The sequence below is a fragment of the Pseudomonas sp. GQ91 genome, from assembly GCF_059758795.1.
Genome location: NZ_JCAXED010000008.1, coordinates 117,032 through 135,277 on the forward strand (window position 1 = coordinate 117,032; position 18,246 = coordinate 135,277).

Below are 18,246 nucleotides of genomic sequence, written 5' to 3' on the forward strand. Positions count from 1 at the left end.
TTGATGGCTGAGTCATGGAGGAACCGTTCCCGCCCGCGCGGGAACGGTCAATGCTCAAGGGTTTTACTGTCCGTTGTAGATCTGGTCAAACACCCCACCATCGTTGAAGTGGGTTTTCTGCACGGTGCGCCAGTCACCAAAGGTCTTTTCCACCGACAGGAAATCGACTTTCGGGAAGCGGTCGGTGTACTTGGCCAGCACCGCCGGGTCACGTGGGCGCAGGTAGTTGTTGGCGGCGATTTCCTGGCCTTGCGGCGACCACAAGTATTTCAGGTAGTCTTCGGCGGCGCTGCGGGTGCCTTTTCTCTCGACCACCTTGTCGACCACCGACACCGGTGGCTCGGCTTCGGCGGAAACGCTTGGGTAGACCACTTCGAACTGATCCCGCCCGAACTCACGGGCAATCATTTCCGCTTCGTTTTCAAAGGTCACCAGCACGTCGCCGATCCGGTTGGTCATGAACGTGGTGGTAGCGGCGCGGCCGCCGGTATCCAGCACGGGCGCTTGCTTGAACAGCTTGCCGACAAATGCCTTGGCCTTGTTCTCGTCCCCGCCGTTTTTCAACACATAACCCCAGGCCGACAGGTAGGTGTAGCGCCCGTTACCCGAGGTCTTCGGGTTGGGCACGATGACTTGTACGCCCTCTTTGAGCAGGTCCGGCCAGTCTTTCAGCGCCTTGGGGTTGCCTTTGCGCACGATAAACACGGTGGCGGAGGTGAACGGCGCGCTGTTGTCCGGCAGGCGAGTGACCCAGTTGTCCGGCACCAGGTTGCCGTTGTCCGCGAGGGCATTGATGTCGGTGGCCATGTTCATGGTGATTACGTCAGCCCGCAGACCGTCGATCACCGAGCGCGCCTGTTTGCTCGAACCGCCGAAGGACATTTGCAAGGTGAGCTTGTCGTCCGGGTGTTCGGCCTGCCAGTGTGTCTGGAAGGCGGCGTTGTAGTCCTTGTAGAAGTCGCGCATGACGTCGTAGGAGACGTTGAGCAAGGTGGTCGATGCGGCCTGGGCAGCGCCAGACAGTGTCAGGGCGGCGGCCAGGAGAGAGGCGCTAACGAATTTTTTCACTGCTCATTCCTTGCTGTTGGTAAAGGTTGCCAATTCAGTGCTGGCTTATAGCCTCGGACTATAGCCGCAGCGTCATAGACGCTTAAAGATTAAAAAGAACTTTGCTTATTCCACTTTCTTGTACAGCCCATTCCCGCAGCGTGAGCAAAAGGCGGCGTTGGGTTCGTGGCTGGTTTTTTTGCACACCGGGCAGTCATGCAGCAGTTGGTCGCCGCGCATGGCGTTGGCCAGTTCAGCGGTAAAAATCCCGGTGGGCACGGCGATGATCGAGTAACCCGTAATCATCACCAGCGACGAGATAACCTGGCCCAGCGCGGTTTTCGGCACGATGTCGCCAAAGCCCACGGTGGTCAGGGTGACAATGGCCCAGTAGATACCCTTGGGAATACTGGTGAACCCATGTTCCGGCCCTTCGATCACGTACATCAAGGTGCCGAATACCGTCACCAGGGTGCAGACGCTGACCAGGAACACCACAATCTTCTGCTTGCTGCCCCGCAGCGCCGACATCAGGTAGTTGGCCTGCTTGAGGTAAGGGCTGAGCTTGAGTACACGGAAGATCCGCAGCATGCGGATGATGCGCACGATCAACAGGTATTGGGCGTCGCTGTAATACAGCGCGAGGATGCCGGGGACGATGGCCAGCAAGTCCACCAGCCCGTAAAAACTGAAGGCATAGCGCAGTGGCTTGGGCGAGCAGTACAGCCGCAGCCCGTACTCGATGACGAAGATGAGGGTGAAGCCCCATTCGATGTAGGCCAGCACGTTGGCGTAGTTCTGGTGGACCGCGTCGATGCTGTCGAGGATCACCACCACCAGGCTGGAGAGGATGATCAGCAGCAGGGTGCTGTCGAATCGGCGTCCGGCCACCGTGTCGGTCTGGAAAATTATTACGTAGAGCCGCTGGCGCCAGTCGTTGTTGCTGTGCATGGAGTTCGCCTGAATCAAGTATCGGGCAAGCCTAGGGGGATTCGAACGGGCTGTCCATGTTGGCGCTGGGCATCATGCGCACTGTCGCGCGCACCAGCCAACAGGCGAGGATAAACGGCGCGGTGAGGGCTGCCAGGTGCAAGGCGGCGAAGCCTGGCGTCAGCAGGATTGCCAGGAAGATGCCGCAGAGCGGCAGCCAGGGTTGCCGCCGCGATTGGCTGAGCGCCACTGCCGCGAGCGCCGGATTATAGCTGTGCAGGCCAAGCAGGGCGGCGGGGGGGTCCGACTGCAAGGCAAACAGCACACCGAAGCTGGCGCCGATCAGCGCCCAGAGCGCCGCGCGACGGTTGGCCAGCAGCAGACCCAGGGCGATCAGCAGGCCGGCCAGCGGCTGATCCAGCAGAATGATCTGGCCGAGACCGGTCAACGGGGCGCCAAGCAATGACCAGGCATCGACGGTTATCGCCGCTGGCGCCGACGCCGGGCTGGCACCGAGCAACAGCCAACCCAAGCCGACAAAGGGCGCGGTGTAGGCGGGCAGGTTATGCGGATTATTCGCACGTTTGAGCCATTGCCGCGTGAGAATCGCGCTCAACCCGCCGCACGCCAGGATCAACGGCGGTAACAGCGCCGACCAGGCGCAGTGTTGGCTGATCAACAAGCCGAGCAGTACGCCGTTATAGCTATAGAGTCCGGCTTGGCGCTCGGCCTTGGGATAGTCCCGGCGCTGGGCCGTGAGCAAGCCGGCGATCCCGCCCAGGAGCGCACCGCCGAGCAACGGCGGAGCGCAGAGCAATATCGCCAGCAGACAAAGCAAGCCACACACAGGGTGACGTTGCAGGAAGATCTGGCTGAAACCGTTGAGCAGGGCTTCGGCCCAGTCGGGGCAGGATGGATTGGGCATGGTGGGGGAGTCAGTAGGACCGAGTTGCCCCCATCGCGAGCAAGCCCGCTCCCACCTATTGATCCGCGAACAGGGTCAAATATGGGAGCGGGCTTGCTCGCGATGAGGCCCTGGCAGGCGCTAAATCAACGTTTCGATACGCAACGAGTTGGTCGAACCTGGCTGGCCGAATGGCACGCCCGCGGTGATCAGCAGCGTGTCGCCGCGCTCTGCCATCCCTTGGGCCTGGGCAATTTCCAGTGCCGTGGAACACACCTCATCGACTTGTCGCAAGCGGTCATTGACCACCGAATGCACGCCCCAGGCCACGCTCAAGCGGCGGGCGGTGCAGAGGTTCGGTGTCAGGTTGAGGATCGGCACCGCCGGGCGCTCCCGCGCGGCGCGCAGCGTGGAGGTGCCGGACTCGCTGTAGTTGACCAGCACTGCCACCGGCAGAATGCTGCTGATCCGACGGATCGCGCAGCTGATGGCGTCGGACACCGTGGCATCGGCCTTGGGTCGGCTGACATCGAGTTGGGTCGCGTAATCCGGACCGTTCTCTACCTGGCGGATGATTTTGCTCATCATCTGCACGGCCTCCAGCGGGTATTCACCCGAAGCGGTTTCCGCCGAGAGCATCACCGCGTCGGCGCCTTCGGCCACGGCGTTGGCCACGTCGGTGACTTCGGCGCGAGTCGGTGCCGGCGAGAACCGCATGGATTCGAGCATCTGCGTGGCGACGACTACCGGTTTACCCAATTGGCGGCAGGTGGTGATGATGTCTTTTTGGATCTGCGGCACGCTTTCGGCCGGGACCTCCACACCCAGGTCACCTCGGGCGACCATGATCGCATCACTCAACTCGGCAATTTCCTGCAAACGTTGCACGGCCGAGGGTTTCTCGATCTTGGCCATCAGGAAGGCCTTGTCGCCGATCAGATCGCGGGCTTCGCGAATGTCTTCCGGACGCTGCACAAAGGACAGCGCGACCCAATCCACACCCAACTCCAGACCGAAGCTCAGGTCGCGCCGATCCTTGGCGGTCAAGGGGCTCAACTCCAATAAAGCCTGTGGGACGTTTACGCCTTTACGGTCGGACAGTTCTCCACCATTGAGTACGGTGGTGTCGATGGCGTCGTTGTATTTGTGGGTGACTCGCAGGCGCAGCTTGCCGTCGTCCAGCAGCAGGTCCATACCCGGTTCAAGGGCCGCGATGATTTCCGGATGGGGCAGGTTGACCCGCCGCTGATCACCGGGCGTCGTATCCAGGTCCAGCCGCAAGGCCTGGCCACGCACCAGTTGCACCTTGCCCTCGGCAAAGCGTCCGACCCGCAGCTTCGGCCCCTGCAAATCCATGAGGATGCCCAGGGGATAGTTCAGTTGCCGTTCTACCTGGCGAATCCACGCATAACGCTGGGCATGATCGGCGTGCTCGCCGTGGCTGAAGTTCAGGCGAAAAATGTTGACCCCCGCCTCGACCAGGTCGCGGATGTCATCAATGTCGTCGGTGGCAGGCCCCAGGGTGGCGAGGATTTTGACTTTCTTGTCAGGCGTCATGTTCATTGCTCTCGAGCACCAGGATGGCGCGGAAGTCGTTGACGTTGGTGCGGGTCGGCTCGGTGATGATCAACCCGTCGAGGGCCGCGAAGTAGCCGTAGCCATTGTTGTTGTCCAACTCATCGCTGGCCGACAGGCCCAAGGCTTCGGCGCGGGCGTAGCTGGCGGGCGTCATGATTGCGCCGGCGTTGTCTTCGGAGCCGTCGATGCCGTCGGTGTCACCGGCCAGGGCGTAGACGCCGGGCAGGCCTTTGAGACTGTCGGTCAGGCTCAGGAGGAATTCGGCATTACGCCCGCCACGGCCATTGCCGCGCACGGTGACGGTGGTTTCACCGCCGGACAGGATCACGCAGGGCGCCGCGAGTGGCTGACCGTGTTGCACGATTTGCCGGGCGATGCCGGCGTGGACCTTGGCCACGTCCCGCGCTTCGCCTTCCAGGTCACCGAGGATCAGCGGACTGAAGCCGGCCTGGCGGACTTTGACCGCCACGGCCTCGAGGGATTGCTGCGGGCGTGCGATCAACTGGAAATGGCTGCGTGCCAGGCACGCATCGCCGGGTTTGACGGTCTCGGATTCCGGGCTCTGCAACCAGTCGCGCACAGTGGCCGGGACTTCGATCTGGTAACGCTTGAGGATTGCCAGCGCCTGTTGCGAGGTGCTCGGATCGCCGACGGTCGGGCCGGAGGCAATCACGCTGGCCTGGTCGCCCGGTACATCGGAAATGGCATAGGTGTAGACCGTTGCCGGCCAACTGGCCTTGGCCAGTCGGCCGCCCTTGATGGCCGAGAGGTGCTTGCGCACGCAGTTCATCTCGCCAATGGTCGCGCCGGATTTGAGCAGGGCTTTGTTGATACTCTGTTTGTCAGCCAGGGTGATGCCCGCGGCAGGCAGCGCCAGCAGGGCCGAACCGCCGCCGGACAAGAGGAAGATCACGCGATCGTCTTCACTCAGGTTGCTGATCAGTTGCAGTACGCGCTTGGCCACGGCCTGGCCCGCAGCATCCGGTACCGGGTGCGCGGCTTCCACCACTTCGATTTTTTTGCACGGTGCGCCGTGGCCATACCGGGTGACGACCAGGCCTGAGACTTCGCCTTGCCAGCAGTTTTCCACCACCAGCGCCATGGCCGCCGCGGCTTTGCCCGCGCCAATCACGATCACGCGACCACTACGGTCGGCGGGCAGATAGGGCTCAAGGACTTGCCGCGGATGGGCGGCGTCGATGGCTGTGGCAAACAGCTCACGGAGCAGGTGTTGCGGATCGACCGACATAAGTGGGCTCCCGGAGAACTCTTGTTATTGTGAGCCTTGGAACCGAATCCAAAGGTGGGAGCGGGCTTGCTCGCGATAGCGGTGTAGCGGTCAACATGGATGTTGAATGCAAAACCATCGCGAGCAAGCCCGCTCGCACATTTGGATCGCGTTCCAAAGGTGGATCGCAGGTGTACTTACTGATCGCGAATCGAGAAGTTCGCCATATGCTCCAGCCCCTTGATCAGCGCCGAGTGGTCCCAGTTGCCGCCACCGAGCGCATTGCAGGTACTGAAGACTTGCTGGGTGCCGGCCGTGTTGGGCAGGTTGATCCCCAGTTCCTTGGCGCCGGCCAGGGCCAGGTTCAGGTCCTTCTGGTGCAGGTTGATGCGGAAACCGGGATCAAAGGTGCCCTTGATCATTCGTTCACCATGCACCTCCAGAATCTTCGACGAGGCAAACCCGCCCATCAGCGCTTCACGCACCTTGGCTGGATCCGCACCGTTTTTCGAGGCGAACAGCAGCGCTTCGGCCACGGCCTGGATGTTCAGGGCGACAATGATCTGGTTCGCCACCTTGGCAGTCTGGCCGTCGCCGTTGCCACCCACCAGGGTGATGTTCTTGCCCATGCTCTGGAACAGCGGCAAGGCGCGCTCGAAGGTGCCCGGCTCGCCGCCGACCATGATGCTCAGGGTCCCGGCCTTGGCGCCGACTTCACCACCGGACACCGGGGCATCGAGGTACTGTGCGCCGGTCTGGTTGATTTTTGTCGCGAAGGTCTTGGTGGCGGTCGGCGAGATCGAACTCATGTCGATCACCACTTTGTTCGGTGACAGACCGGCGGCGACGCCGTCTTCGCGGAACAGCACGTCCTCGACCTGCGGGGTGTCAGGCACCATGACGATGATGAACTCGGCTTCCTGAGCCACTTGCTGCGGGGTGGCCAGCGCCACGGCACCGGCGGCGATCAGCGCTTCCGGGGCCTGGATGTGATGTTCGGAAAGAAACAGTTGGTGGCCTGCTTTCTGCAGGTTGGCGGCCATGGGTTGACCCATGATGCCGGTGCCGATAAATCCGATTTTAGCCATGGAGAAATCCTCTTTTTATTAGTTGTGCAGGTCTGGCGCTGCCCCCTGTGGGAGCTGGCTTGCCTGCGATAGCATCACCTGGGTATGCCTGATGCATCGTGGTGTCCGCATCGCAGGCAAGCCAGCTCCCACAGGTTTTTATGGTGTGGCTTAGATCGCGTTGTGGGTCTTGAGCCAACCAAGGCCGGCTTCAGTGGTGGTCAGCGGCTTGTACTCACAGCCAACCCACCCCTGATAACCCATGCGGTCCAGGTGTTCGAACAGGAAGCGGTAGTTGATCTCGCCTGTTCCTGGCTCGTTACGCCCTGGGTTGTCCGCCAATTGGATATGGTTGATCTGCGGCAGGTGCGTGGCCATGGTCCGGGCCAGATCGCCTTCCATGATTTGCATGTGATAGATGTCGTATTGCAGGAACAGGTTGGCGCTGCCCACTTGCTCGCGAATCGCCAGGGCCTGGGCGGTGTTGTTGAGGTAGAAGCCCGGGATGTCGCGCGTGTTGATGGCTTCCATTACCAGCTTGATGCCCACCGCTTGCAGTTTGTCGGCGGCATATTTGAGGTTGTCGACGAAAGTCTTCTCCACGACCGCCTCATCGACGCCCTGTGGACGGATTCCCGCCAGGCAGTTGATTTGAGTATTGCCCAGCACTTGGGCATAGGCGATCGCCAGGCTGACCCCGGCGCGGAACTCCTCGACACGATCCGGGTGGCAGGCCAAGCCTCGTTCACCCTTGGCCCAATCGCCGGCTGGCAGGTTGAACAGCACTTGAGTCAGGCCATGGGCGTCCAGTTGTGCCTTGATTTCGGCAGAGCTGAACTCATACGGGAACAGGTATTCCACGCCGCTGAAACCGGCGTCGGCTGCAGCTTTGAAGCGAGCAAGGAAATCCTGTTCGGTGAACAGCATGGACAGGTTGGCGGCAAAACGCGGCATGGGAGCCTCCTCAAAAACGTCAGCGTTCCCGTGCACAACCACGGGAACACACACTCTTTAATCCAGCATCATCAATCGAGCAGTGAAATCGCGGTAGGGGCGTCGTTGCCCACCAGCGCCAGGTCTTCGAATTCGTTGACGGCGTTGATTTCGGTGCCCATGGAAATGTTGGTCACCCGTTCCAGAATAATCTCAACGATCACCGGTACCTTGAACTCTTCGAGCATTTCCTGGGCGCGGCGCAATGCCGGCTGGATCTGGCCCGGTTCAAATACACGCAAGGCCTTGCAGCCCAGGCCTTCGGCGACCGCTACGTGGTCGACGCCATAACCGTTGAGTTCAGGCGCATTGAGGTTATCGAAGGACAGTTGTACACAGTAGTCCATTTCAAACCCGCGCTGCGCCTGACGGATCAGTCCCAGGTAGGAGTTGTTCACCACCACGTGGATATACGGCAGCTTGAACTGCGCACCCACTGCCAGTTCTTCGATCATGAACTGGAAGTCGTAGTCACCGGACAATGCCACCACTTTGCGGCTTGGATCAGCCTTGACTACGCCCAACGCTGCCGGGATGGTCCAACCCAATGGGCCGGCCTGGCCGCAGTTGATCCAGTGCCGAGGTTTGTAGACGTGCAGGAACTGTGCGCCGGCGATCTGTGACAGGCCGATGGTGCTGACGTAGCAGGTGTCTTTGCCGAACACCTGGTTCATCTCTTCGTACACCCGTTGCGGCTTGACCGGCACGTTGTCGAAGTGGGTCTTGCGGTGCAGGGTGGCTTTGCGCTGCTGGCAGTCGTTGAGCCAGGCGCCGCGGTCCTTGAGCTTGCCGGCGGCTTTCCACTCACGGGCGACTTCGATAAACATCGTCAGTGCCGCACCTGCGTCGGAAACGATACCCAGGTCGGGGGTGAATACGCGGCCGATTTGCGTAGGTTCAATGTCCACGTGGATGAATTTTCGACCTTCGGTGTAAACCTCGACCGATCCTGTGTGGCGGTTGGCCCAGCGGTTGCCGATGCCCAGCACCACGTCCGACTTGAGCATCGTGGCATTGCCATAGCGGTGCGAGGTTTGCAGACCGACCATGCCCACCATCAGCGGATGATCGTCGGCGATGGTGCCCCAGCCCATCAGCGTCGGGATCACCGGGATACCCGTCAGTTCGGCGAATTCCACCAACAGTTCGCTGGCATCGGCATTGATCACGCCGCCACCGCTGACCAGCAGCGGGCGCTCGGCTTGATCCAGCATGGCGAGGGCTTTCTCGACCTGGACACGGGTCGCCAGCGGCTTGGCCAGGGGCAGCGGCTGATAGGCGTCGATATCGAACTCGATCTCGGCCATTTGCACATCGAAGGGCAAGTCGATCAGCACCGGGCCCGGACGGCCGGAGCGCATTTCATAAAAGGCTTTCTGGAACGCATACGGCACCTGGCCGGGTTCCAGCACGGTGGTCGCCCATTTGGTCACCGGCTTGACGATGCTGGTGATGTCGACTGCCTGGAAATCTTCCTTGTGCATACGTGCCCGCGGCGCTTGCCCGGTGATGCACAGGATCGGAATCGAATCCGCCGAAGCGCTGTACAGGCCGGTGACCATGTCGGTACCCGCCGGGCCCGAAGTACCGATGCACACGCCGATATTGCCGGCCTTGGTGCGGGTGTAGCCCTCGGCCATATGCGAAGCGCCTTCCACGTGGCGAGCGAGGACGTGATCGATGCCGCCGACCTTGTTCAAGGCCGAGTACAACGGGTTGATCGCAGCGCCCGGAATGCCAAAGGCGGTATCGACCCCTTCACGGCGCATCACCAGGACGGCGGCTTCGATTGCTCTCATTTTGCTCATGGTTTTGGTGCCTCTTGCGTTTTGTAATTGTATACAAGTGGTGTTGCTTCAAAGTGTATTCACGGCGAGCGGCACAGGTCAATCCATTTCGTACCCGGGTCATTACGTTCGTCGGAAGGCTTTCAAGCGCGTGGATTTCGACGTGTGGTGCGTATGTTTCGAAATATTGTATACAAAAAATAAATCTATTGTGTTCTATTTGTTGTGTTCGGTTTTCCAATAACAAAATAAGGACGGCACCCAATGAGCGCTATAACCTTGAACGTCGCAGTCAACTTGGCCAACCAAGCCCTCGCTGCGGGTCGCACCCTCTCGACCGCGCCACTGACCATTGCGGTACTCGACAGCGGTGGACACTTGATTACCTTGCAACGTGAAGACGGTGCCAGCCTGCTGCGCCCGCAAATCGCCATCGGCAAGGCGTGGGGTGCGATTGCCCTGGGCAAGGGCTCACGCCTATTGGCGTTGGATGCGCAGCAGCGGCCGGCATTTATTGCGGCGTTGAACAGCCTGGGGCAGGGCAGCGTGGTGCCGGCGCCGGGTGGCGTGCTGATTCGGGATCAGGCCGGACGCGTGATGGGGGCGATCGGGATCAGCGGCGATACATCGGATATTGATGAGCAGTGCGCGATCAGTGCGATCGAAAGCCTGGGATTGCTGGCGGATGCAGGAGTGCCTGCTTGATTTTGCAGTGACTGTTCGGGGGCTCTTCGCGAGCAAGCCCGCTCCCACACTTTGACTGTGTCCACAGATCAAAATGTGGGAGCGGGCTTGCTCGCGATAGGGCCAACTCGGTTCACGATTATACCCAAACCGCATCCCACAACGGATAGTCGCCAATTCGCTCCACCAGCCCGGCACGCAGGGGATTGGCCACTACATACCTGGCCATTTTCACCAGGTCATCTTCCTTGCGCAGTACCCGATCATGAAAGCTGGTTTGCCACAATCGACCCTTGCGCCCGGTAGCGCCGTTTACGCTACGGGTGCTTTTGGATTTCACCTGGCACATCAGGTCCCCCAGCGAACCTTTTTGCAGTTCGATCAACCAGTGGAAATGGTCGGGCATTACCACCCACGCCAAAGAGTTCACCAACCCCTGATGCTGGGCGAGTCTGAATTGCCAAACCACCAGGCGACCCAACCGAAAGTCACTGAATATCGGCACACGTTCATGGATGTTGGTGGTGATCAGGTAGGTGCGGCTCGGCTCGCTGAACCGCCCGATGCGCAGGCGATGTGAAGCAGGGAAATCAGGCATTCCATGGCCTCTCTTCAGATGATGTCTTGAGAGGCTAGATCTGGGTGTCTGAGGTTGATCGGCAGGCTTTTGGCAGGATGTGTCTGGGAGGGCGCTATCGCGAGCAAGCCCGCTCCCACATTGATTGTGCGGCGTTCATACGAAGTGTGTCGGGCGCTGAACCCCTGTGCGATAGCGCCCAGGCACCACACTCTCTCAGTCGGGCTCACACCCCTTGAGCACCAACCGGATAATCGTTTGTGCCGCCGCTTCGTAATCCGCCTCATCCAGTTTGGCTTTGCCGGTCACCGCCGAGATCTGCCAATCGAAATCGGCATAAGTCTGGGTCGCGGCCCAGATGCTGAACATCAGGTGGTTGGGGTCAATCGCGGCAATCAGCCCGCGATCCACCCAGCTCTGGATGCAATCTATGTTGTGCTTGGCCTGCGCGTTAAGTTGCCCGACCTGCTCGGCGCTCAGATGTGGCGCGCCGTGCATGATTTCGCTGGCGAACACTTTCGAGGCAAAGGGCAGGTCGCGGGAGATGCAGATTTTCGAGCGGATGTAGCCGCTCAACACTTCCTTGGGGTCGCCATCCGGGTTGAACGGCGTGGAAGCGGCCAGGATCGGCTCGATGATGCTTTCGAGCACCTCGCGGTAGAGGTTTTCCTTGGACTTGAAGTAGTAATAAACGTTGGGCTTGGGCAGCCCGGCCTTGGCGGCGATGTCGCTGGTTTTGGTCGCGGCGAAGCCCTTGTCGGCAAACTCCTCGCTGGCAGCCCGCAGGATCAGTTCTTTGTTGCGCTCGCGAATGGTGCTCATGGACCAGAGGGTTCCTTGCCGAGACAGGCGGTTGCGCATGGTAGCACCGGCCATCCGCGAGCCTCAAGAATGTGCCCGCGACACGCCGCGCCGCGCTATGCTCGCGCATATTTCTTCTGAAGGACACCTGATTCATGGCAGGAAGCAGCTTGTTGTTATTGATCGATGACATCGCCGCCGTGCTCGACGACGTGGCGTTGATGACAAAAGTGGCCGCCAAGAAAACCGCCGGCGTGCTCGGCGACGATTTGGCGCTCAACGCCCAGCAAGTTTCGGGGGTACGTGCCGAACGGGAAATTCCCGTGGTATGGGCGGTGGCCAAGGGCTCGTTCATCAATAAGCTGATCCTGGTGCCGGCCGCGCTGTTGATCAGCGCCTTTGCGCCGTGGGCAGTGACGCCACTGCTGATGCTGGGTGGTGCTTATCTGTGTTTCGAGGGATTTGAAAAACTCGCCCACAAATTCCTGCACAGCAAGGCTGAAAAACAGGCCGAACATGCCCAACTGGTCGAGGCGGTGGCTGATCCCGCGACGGACTTGGTGGCGTTCGAGAAGGGCAAGATCAAGGGCGCCATCCGTACTGACTTCATCCTTTCGGCAGAAATCATCGCCATCACCCTGGGCACGGTGGCCGATGCGCCGTTGATGCAACAGGTGATCGTGCTGTCGGGTATTGCGATTGTCATGACGGTGGGTGTGTATGGCCTGGTGGCGGGTATCGTCAAGCTGGATGACCTGGGCCTGTGGCTCACGCAAAAGCCGGGTCAGATAGCGCGCAGCATCGGTGGCGGGATTCTGCGGACCGCGCCGTACATGATGAAAAGCCTGTCAGTGATTGGCACCGCGGCGATGTTCATGGTCGGCGGCGGAATTCTCACCCATGGTATCCCGGTGGTGCATCACTGGATCGAGACAGTTAGCCAGAGCATCGGTGGAATCAGCTGGCTGATGCCGACATTGTTGAATGCGGTGGCCGGAATTATCGCCGGGGCGTTGGTCTTGGCGGTGGTCAGTGTGCTCGGTAAAACCTGGAAAACCCTCAAGACCTGAGGTCTGTCGCGATGAAAAAAAGGCCATTCAATCGAATGGCCTTTTTTGTGTTCCGGGATTACTCGGCTATCTGCAGTTTGCGCGATTCGCTGTACACGTAGCGCACTTTCTCGTACTCGAACGGCGAGTTCAACTGGCCGTAGCGGAAGCTGGTCTGGTAACGCTTGTCCACCGCGCGCAGGCCCCAGACTTCCGGGTGGTTGGAGCTGACCTCGGACACGTTGAGGAAGTTGATCTGCGATTCGGCGCTGTAGTCGACGAGCAGGCCACCGGTATCCCGCAGGTTCGATGGGCCAAGGATCGGCAGCACCAGGTAGGCCCCGCCGGGCACACCGTAGAAGCCCAAGGTCTGGCCGAAGTCTTCGCTCTGGCGTGGCAGGCCCATCGCCGTGGCCGGGTCCCACAGGCCCGCGACCCCAAGGGTGGTGTTTACCAGCAGGCGGCCGGTGGTTTCGAGGGCTCGATGCCCCTTGAGTTGCAGCAGGCTGTTCAACAGGTTGGGCACATCACCCAGGTTGTTGAAGAAGTTGCTGACCCCGGTGCGCAGGAAACTTGGCGTGACGTAGCGATAACCGTCGACCACCGGCAAGAACACCCATTCGTCGAACCGGTAGTTGAAGTGGTACACCCGACGGTTCCACGACTCCAGCGGGTCATAGACGTTGAGGGCGTTGAGGCTCGATCGCTCGAACTCGCGCTGATCCAGGCCAGGGTTGAACTTGAGTTTGCTCAGGGGCTCCTTGAAGCCATCTTCGTCGACCACGGTCGGCGTATGGGCTTTGCTGTTGTCGGCATTAGCCACGCCTGCGCACATCAAGGCAGCGAGAAGCAGGAAGAATTTAGCCACGGAAGAACTCCAGCATGGCGTCGGCGTTGACGCGGTAATTAAGGTTGCCGCAGTGGCCGCCAAACGGGTAGACGGTCAAGCGATCGCCGAAGGTTTTACGCAGGAAGCCCAGGTCGCCGGGGCCGAGGATCACATCGTCGGCGTTGTGCATGACGGCAATTTTCGGGCTGTCGTGGAGGTAATCCTTGAGGGCGTACAGGCTGACCTGGTCGATCAGTTGCAACAGGCTGCCGCCGTCGGTGCGGGCGCGCCACATCGGGATCACTTGTTCGGTGAGGTAGCAGTCGAAGTCGCATTGCAGCGCACGCTTGAGGAACGGCGTGAGGCTGGTGCCTTCGGTGATCGGGTATTTCGGCGGGATGATCAGGCCGCGGCGGTTGATCAGGTCCGAGGTGAAGGCAATGTCGGCTGCCGAAAAGCGGAACGAGGTGCCGATCAGCATCGCCATTTGCTCGTTGCTCAGGTGCTCCTTGGAGTTCTGGAAGTCGTAGAGCAGCGCGTCATTGAGGTCGATGTGACCTTTTTCCTGGAAGTAGCGGGTCAGCTTGTTCAGTACCAGCTCGTAGAACGTGGTGCTGTTGTTGATGCCCTTGACCTCGGTCTGCACCAGCTTGTCGAGGTTGGTGATCGAGGTGTAGAGATTGACCGGCGGGTTGAGCAGCAACACTTTCTTGAAGTTGAAGCTGCGTCGGGTTTCGTCCAGCTTGCTGACGAAGGCCGCGTCCAGCGCCCCCAGGCTATAACCGGTGAGGTAGAAGTCGGTGACCGGCAGCGTGGGATTTTGCGCACGCACAGCCTGCATCACGCGGTACATGTCTTCGGCGTCTTCCTGGGTGATGCCGGGGGTGGCGAAACGCGAGGCGGCACTGATGAAGTCGAAGCTGGTGGGCGACGACAGCTGAACGACATGGTAGCCAGCCTTGTAATACAGCTTTTTCAGGTATTCGTTGATGCTGCTGTCAAAGCGCGCGCCAGTGCCGGCGATCAGGAAAATCAGCGGCGCTGCCCGGTCCTGCTTGGCGATGCGGTAGGTCAGCTTTTTCACTGACCAAAAGTTGTCGGGCAGGCTGAATGCGCGCTCCGGACGCATGGTCAGGTCGTAGTCGGACTGGTTGATGTCGTCGACGGACGGCAAGTCCGGCCGCAGGTCCGGTGGCGTGGTGGCGATGGTCGCTTCGAACGGATTGGTCAAAGGATAGCCATAGCTGGCCGGGTCGACGTCGACCGCCAGTGCTGACGCACTCAGAAAAAGGCCGCCCAGGAGGGCAACACAGCGCAAGAAACGGAGCATGACTAAATCCCTAAAGAGGAAACGTGCTGAATGAAGTTCGCAGGCTATGACCACCGCGTTGCAGCCGAAGTGCCAGCCTTCGGCACGAAAATTCGGATAAAAACGTAGGAATCGGGGTAATAGTAGCTAGACGATACACGTTGGAGCGCGTTACTGAACACTTATCTGCGCACAAACCTTGCCAACGGCAACCGGACGATTAAGCTGAGCGCCGTTTTTGCCTATCGGAGCACCCTATGTCCCGCCGTTTGCCGTTGATTGTGCTGCTCGTTGCCTTGCCCTTATGGCTGGCCGCCAGTTATGCCGCCCGTTATGGGTTTATGGAGCACGGCCAATGGGTTGGCATCTGCGCGGATGAAGCCAGCCGCTGGGAGTGCCAGGTACGCGCGAAGCTGGGGTTGATGATTCATTTCAAGGTAATGGGCTGGGCCGCGTTGATCACCGCAGTGCTGGGTTTTTTGTTGCCGGGGCGCGCCGGTTGGGGCCTGGCGGTACTGGCGCTGGCCTTCGGATTACCGGCGCTGGCGTTGTACAACACCAGCTTTGCGGTGTTTGCGCTGGTGATTGCAGGCTTGCGCCTTGTCAGGGCGCAACGGGCCGCCTGACAGAGCGTCAACCTGTGGTCTTGCGCACTCGCAGGCAGCGCCACAACGCCGCAACCATCAGCACACTCACCAACGCCCAGCCCCAGGCCTGTTGGTTCAGCAAACCTTCACGGTACAACTGTGGGGCGATGCCGGCACCGATAATGAAGGTCAGCAGGGCAATCTCCCGGCGTGGCCCACTGACCGGGCGCAGCAGGTACACCAATGCCGGCAACAGCAGGGCCGCGCTGGGGAAGCTGCGATAACGCGGATCAAACACCAGCGCCAGCATCATCACCGCAGCGGCAAACCCGGCGATCGCCACCCACCAGCCGGCGCGCTGCTCCAGCCAGGTGAAGCAGCGTTCGCGCCAACCCTGGCGGGTACTCAGTGCGAGGGCGGCGTGAGCCAGCACCAGCAGGTTCAGCACCATCAGCAGGCCGGCCCAGAGCCACTCATCGGTGAAGCGCGCGGTCACGCGGGTCAGTTCGGCCCAGGAACCCATCGAGCCCGCGGCTACTGCGCCCAACAGCGGCAACAACAAGGCCGCGCGGGTGCTGCGTACACGCCCGCCGAGCACCAGCGTAGCCAACAGGATTATTCCGCCCAGGCCCAGCCAGACAGGCCAGTACGGCACATTGGTCACCGGTCCGGCCAAGATGCCCTTGTCCTGGCGATCGGCATCGAACAGCCCCCAATACCCGCCGACTGCTCCTTCGCTGGCGCGTTTCCAGGGCTGGTCAAAGGCCTCTATAAGGTTGTACTGCCAACCATTGGCTTCGGCCATCGCAACAAATCCACGAATGAACCTGGCTTCGTTGACCCGACTCGGCAGCGCGGTCTCGCGCTGGCGGCCTTCGCTGGGCCAGCCGGTTTCGCCGATCATCACATCCTTGGGCGCGAAGCGATTGCCGAAGGTCTGACGGATATCGCCGACATGCCGCAGGGCTTGGTCGATACCCGCCGGGTCATCTTCCCAATAAGGCAGCAGGTGGATGGTCAGGAAGTCCACGGCCGGGGCGATCTCCGGATGCTGCAACCAGAACTCCCACACGTCGGCATAGGTGACGGGCTGCTGGATATGACGCTTGACCTTTTCAATCAGCCTCACCAGTTGTGTCGCGGTGACTTCCTTGCGTAACAGGGTTTCGTTGCCGACGATTACCGAGGTGACCACATCTGCGTTGGCGTTGGCCGAGGCAATCAGCAAGTCGACTTCCTTGGCGGTGTCCACCGGGTTGCGGTTGACCCAGGCACCCATCATCAGCTTCAGGCCGTGCTTGCGCGCCAGGTCGGGCAACGCTTCAAGGCCGGTCATGGAGTAAGTGCGTATGCACTCAAAGCGCGTAGCCAGCAGTGCCAGATCGGCGTCCATGCGCTCGGGGCGCAACGTGAGCGGCTGGTCAAAGGGCGATTGATCTTTGTCGAAGGGCGTGTAGGACGCGCAGTGCAACTTGTGCGAGGCGCTGGCGACATCCGGCAATGCCACCGGCTGGCCGAGGCCGTACCAGTAGCCCATGAGGGCGAACAGGCCAAGGGTCAATGCGAATAAATAAGGCAGGGCAGGGAAGCGGGCAGTCGCTGGCATGGTCAGGCCGTCTGGGGGCGAAGCCGCGCATCTTACCTGTATTTGCGTATTTTCAGGGGGATCGCGTACGGTTGATATGCAAGGTCCGGGCGGATTTTGCAGGCGTTTTTTGCTGGATGGCGTTGCTGGCTATGTGATGTCGTTTCTTGCTTACCTGAGGTCGTAGTCAGAGCAGGTCGCCGGTGGCTGCAGGTTGATTATCGAAGTGCACCACATAACAACAGGTTGACGTCGCTCGGCATCCGTCGAGCGCAGCACTTTCGGGGAAGCACTATGAAGATGCGACGACTCTTGGGCGCAGCTGCCACGCTGGTAGTTGCGATGAGTTCCACACTGGCCAGCGCCGACAGCAAAACGCTGAGCATCGGCTATGTGGATGGCTGGTCGGACAGTGTCGCCACCACCCATGTGGCGGCCGAGGTGATCAAGGCCAAGCTCGGTTATGACGTGAAACTGCAGGCGGTCGCCACCGGGATCATGTGGCAAGGCGTGGCCACCGGCAAGCTCGACGCGATGCTCTCGGCCTGGCTGCCGGTGACTCACGGTGAGTACTGGACCAAGAACAAGAACAAGGTGGTCGACTACGGCCCCAACTTCAAGGACGCCAAGATCGGTTTGATCGTGCCGGAGTACGTCAAGGCCAAGTCCATTGAGGACTTGAAGACTGACACCACATTCAAGAACAAGATCGTCGGTATCGATGCCGGCTCGGGCGTGATGCTCAAGACCGATGAAGCCATCAAGCAGTACGGCCTGGACTACAAGCTGCAAGCCAGTTCCGGCGCTGCGATGATCGCCGAATTGACCCGCGCCGAAGACAAGCAGGATTCCATTGCGGTGACCGGCTGGGTGCCACACTGGATGTTCGCCAAGTGGAAACTGCGTTTCCTTGACGATCCAAAAGGAATTTATGGTGCTGCCGAGACGGTCAACAGCATCGGCAGCAAGGGCCTGGAAAAGAAAGCGCCGGAAGTGGCCGCGTTCCTGAAGAAATTCCAGTGGGCCTCGAAGGATGAAATCGGTGAAGTCATGCTGGCCATCCAGGAAGGCGCTAAGCCGGATGTCGCCGCCAAGGATTGGGTTGCCAAGCACCCTGAGCGCGTCGCCGAGTGGACCGCCCCATAAAACCCCACGGTAACTGTAGGAGCGAGCTTGTGTGGGAACGGGCTTGTGTGGGAGCGGGCTTGCTCGCGATAGCATCACCTCGGTGTCTCTGATACACCGCGGCGCCCGCATCGCGAGCAAGCCCGCTCCCACTAAAGCTCCCACT

The 18,246-nt window shown here is 60.4% G+C and carries 17 protein-coding genes; 4 read left to right on the forward strand and 13 right to left on the reverse strand.

All coding sequences use genetic code 11. The features are described from left to right. Positions 1 to 63: 63 nt before the first annotated feature. The 8 genes from AC6CIA_RS13925 to gcl all read right to left on the reverse strand — a co-directional run bounded on the left by AC6CIA_RS13925 (position 64) and on the right by gcl (position 9,555). Positions 64 to 1,068 carry a sulfate ABC transporter substrate-binding protein gene (locus AC6CIA_RS13925; protein WP_498312768.1) on the reverse strand — a complete coding sequence of 335 codons (1,005 nt, stop codon included), beginning with the start codon at positions 1,066 to 1,068 and terminating at the stop codon, positions 64 to 66. A gap of 105 nt (positions 1,069 to 1,173) precedes the next feature. Further along, complete coding sequence (locus tag AC6CIA_RS13930) at positions 1,174 to 1,998, reverse strand: ion transporter (RefSeq protein ID WP_498312770.1); 825 nt, start codon at positions 1,996 to 1,998, stop codon at positions 1,174 to 1,176. A 31-nt stretch (positions 1,999 to 2,029) separates the two neighbouring features. Continuing rightward, on the reverse strand, positions 2,030 to 2,902 hold the full coding sequence (locus AC6CIA_RS13935) for an urea transporter (protein WP_498312772.1): 873 nt from the start codon (positions 2,900 to 2,902) through the stop codon (positions 2,030 to 2,032). Positions 2,903 to 3,022: 120 nt separating this feature from the next. After that, positions 3,023 to 4,438 carry a pyruvate kinase gene (gene pyk, locus AC6CIA_RS13940; RefSeq protein ID WP_498312981.1) on the reverse strand — a complete coding sequence of 472 codons (1,416 nt, stop codon included), beginning with the start codon at positions 4,436 to 4,438 and terminating at the stop codon, positions 3,023 to 3,025. Continuing rightward, the gene (locus tag AC6CIA_RS13945; protein WP_498312774.1) at positions 4,428 to 5,708 is read right to left on the reverse strand and encodes a glycerate kinase type-2 family protein; all 1,281 of its coding nucleotides are present in this window, start codon (positions 5,706 to 5,708) and stop codon (positions 4,428 to 4,430) included. The genes pyk and AC6CIA_RS13945 overlap by 11 nt, the downstream gene beginning before the upstream one ends. A gap of 176 nt (positions 5,709 to 5,884) precedes the next feature. Beyond that, positions 5,885 to 6,775, reverse strand: coding sequence for a 2-hydroxy-3-oxopropionate reductase (locus AC6CIA_RS13950; protein ID WP_498312776.1), 891 nt, complete (start codon positions 6,773 to 6,775; stop codon positions 5,885 to 5,887). A 150-nt stretch (positions 6,776 to 6,925) separates the two neighbouring features. Next, positions 6,926 to 7,708 carry a hydroxypyruvate isomerase gene (gene hyi / locus AC6CIA_RS13955; RefSeq protein WP_498312778.1) on the reverse strand — a complete coding sequence of 261 codons (783 nt, stop codon included), beginning with the start codon at positions 7,706 to 7,708 and terminating at the stop codon, positions 6,926 to 6,928. A 71-nt stretch (positions 7,709 to 7,779) separates the two neighbouring features. Further along, the gene (gene gcl, locus AC6CIA_RS13960; protein ID WP_498312780.1) at positions 7,780 to 9,555 is read right to left on the reverse strand and encodes a glyoxylate carboligase; all 1,776 of its coding nucleotides are present in this window, start codon (positions 9,553 to 9,555) and stop codon (positions 7,780 to 7,782) included. 243 nt (positions 9,556 to 9,798) lie between these two features. On the opposite strand from gcl, the gene AC6CIA_RS13965 reads away from it, so the two are divergent. Next, entirely contained in the window at positions 9,799 to 10,239 is a 441-nt protein-coding gene (locus AC6CIA_RS13965) for a GlcG/HbpS family heme-binding protein (protein WP_498312782.1), read from the forward strand. 118 nt (positions 10,240 to 10,357) lie between these two features. Here AC6CIA_RS13965 and AC6CIA_RS13970 read toward each other — a convergent pair whose 3' ends face one another. Together AC6CIA_RS13970 and AC6CIA_RS13975 are read right to left on the reverse strand one after the other, a co-directional pair. After that, positions 10,358 to 10,816, reverse strand: a complete 459-nt coding sequence (locus AC6CIA_RS13970) for an REP-associated tyrosine transposase (RefSeq protein ID WP_498312784.1) — start codon at positions 10,814 to 10,816, stop codon at positions 10,358 to 10,360. 195 nt (positions 10,817 to 11,011) lie between these two features. Further along, a complete protein-coding gene (locus AC6CIA_RS13975) occupies positions 11,012 to 11,617 on the reverse strand; it encodes a TetR/AcrR family transcriptional regulator (protein ID WP_498312785.1) in 606 nt (201 codons plus the stop codon). Between the two features lie 134 nt (positions 11,618 to 11,751). Here AC6CIA_RS13975 and AC6CIA_RS13980 point away from each other — a divergent pair, with 134 nt between their 5' ends. Then, positions 11,752 to 12,666: a DUF808 domain-containing protein gene (locus AC6CIA_RS13980; protein WP_498312786.1), complete on the forward strand. Its 915-nt coding sequence runs from the start codon at positions 11,752 to 11,754 to the stop codon at positions 12,664 to 12,666. A 58-nt stretch (positions 12,667 to 12,724) separates the two neighbouring features. On the opposite strand, the gene AC6CIA_RS13985 is transcribed toward AC6CIA_RS13980, so the two are convergent. Together AC6CIA_RS13985 and AC6CIA_RS13990 are read right to left on the reverse strand one after the other, a co-directional pair. Next, the gene (locus AC6CIA_RS13985) at positions 12,725 to 13,513 is read right to left on the reverse strand and encodes an MlaA family lipoprotein (RefSeq protein WP_339528717.1); all 789 of its coding nucleotides are present in this window, start codon (positions 13,511 to 13,513) and stop codon (positions 12,725 to 12,727) included. Next, positions 13,506 to 14,804, reverse strand: a complete 1,299-nt coding sequence (locus tag AC6CIA_RS13990; RefSeq protein ID WP_498312788.1) for a serine/threonine protein kinase — start codon at positions 14,802 to 14,804, stop codon at positions 13,506 to 13,508. The genes AC6CIA_RS13985 and AC6CIA_RS13990 overlap by 8 nt, the downstream gene beginning before the upstream one ends. A gap of 236 nt (positions 14,805 to 15,040) precedes the next feature. Between AC6CIA_RS13990 and AC6CIA_RS13995 the strand changes: the two genes are divergently transcribed. After that, the gene (locus AC6CIA_RS13995) at positions 15,041 to 15,409 is read left to right on the forward strand and encodes a hypothetical protein (protein ID WP_498312790.1); all 369 of its coding nucleotides are present in this window, start codon (positions 15,041 to 15,043) and stop codon (positions 15,407 to 15,409) included. A 7-nt stretch (positions 15,410 to 15,416) separates the two neighbouring features. Here AC6CIA_RS13995 and AC6CIA_RS14000 read toward each other — a convergent pair whose 3' ends face one another. Next, on the reverse strand, positions 15,417 to 16,976 hold the full coding sequence (locus AC6CIA_RS14000) for a glycoside hydrolase family 17 protein (RefSeq protein WP_498312791.1): 1,560 nt from the start codon (positions 16,974 to 16,976) through the stop codon (positions 15,417 to 15,419). A 273-nt stretch (positions 16,977 to 17,249) separates the two neighbouring features. Between AC6CIA_RS14000 and AC6CIA_RS14005 the strand changes: the two genes are divergently transcribed. After that, a complete protein-coding gene (locus AC6CIA_RS14005; RefSeq protein WP_498312793.1) occupies positions 17,250 to 18,101 on the forward strand; it encodes a glycine betaine ABC transporter substrate-binding protein in 852 nt (283 codons plus the stop codon). The last annotated feature ends 145 nt before the right edge of the window (positions 18,102 to 18,246 follow it).

Excerpts from the sequence above, each read along its gene's own strand:
- AC6CIA_RS13975 (WP_498312785.1), bottom strand. The coding sequence starts at position 11,617 with ATGAGCACCATTCGCGAGCGCAACAAAGAACTGATCCTGCGGGCTGCC.
- AC6CIA_RS13935 (WP_498312772.1), bottom strand. The coding sequence starts at position 2,902 with ATGCCCAATCCATCCTGCCCCGACTGGGCCGAAGCCCTGCTCAACGGT.
- gcl (WP_498312780.1), bottom strand. The coding sequence starts at position 9,555 with ATGAGCAAAATGAGAGCAATCGAAGCCGCCGTCCTGGTGATGCGCCGT.
- AC6CIA_RS13945 (WP_498312774.1), bottom strand. The coding sequence starts at position 5,708 with ATGTCGGTCGATCCGCAACACCTGCTCCGTGAGCTGTTTGCCACAGCC.
- AC6CIA_RS14005 (WP_498312793.1), top strand. The coding sequence starts at position 17,250 with ATGAAGATGCGACGACTCTTGGGCGCAGCTGCCACGCTGGTAGTTGCG.
- hyi (WP_498312778.1), bottom strand. The coding sequence starts at position 7,708 with ATGCCGCGTTTTGCCGCCAACCTGTCCATGCTGTTCACCGAACAGGAT.
- AC6CIA_RS13930 (WP_498312770.1), bottom strand. The coding sequence starts at position 1,998 with ATGCACAGCAACAACGACTGGCGCCAGCGGCTCTACGTAATAATTTTC.
- AC6CIA_RS13990 (WP_498312788.1), bottom strand. The coding sequence starts at position 14,804 with ATGCTCCGTTTCTTGCGCTGTGTTGCCCTCCTGGGCGGCCTTTTTCTG.
- AC6CIA_RS13970 (WP_498312784.1), bottom strand. The coding sequence starts at position 10,816 with ATGCCTGATTTCCCTGCTTCACATCGCCTGCGCATCGGGCGGTTCAGC.
- AC6CIA_RS13965 (WP_498312782.1), top strand. The coding sequence starts at position 9,799 with ATGAGCGCTATAACCTTGAACGTCGCAGTCAACTTGGCCAACCAAGCC.
- AC6CIA_RS13980 (WP_498312786.1), top strand. The coding sequence starts at position 11,752 with ATGGCAGGAAGCAGCTTGTTGTTATTGATCGATGACATCGCCGCCGTG.
- AC6CIA_RS14000 (WP_498312791.1), bottom strand. The coding sequence starts at position 16,976 with ATGCCAGCGACTGCCCGCTTCCCTGCCCTGCCTTATTTATTCGCATTG.
- pyk (WP_498312981.1), bottom strand. The coding sequence starts at position 4,438 with ATGACGCCTGACAAGAAAGTCAAAATCCTCGCCACCCTGGGGCCTGCC.
- AC6CIA_RS13995 (WP_498312790.1), top strand. The coding sequence starts at position 15,041 with ATGTCCCGCCGTTTGCCGTTGATTGTGCTGCTCGTTGCCTTGCCCTTA.
- AC6CIA_RS13950 (WP_498312776.1), bottom strand. The coding sequence starts at position 6,775 with ATGGCTAAAATCGGATTTATCGGCACCGGCATCATGGGTCAACCCATG.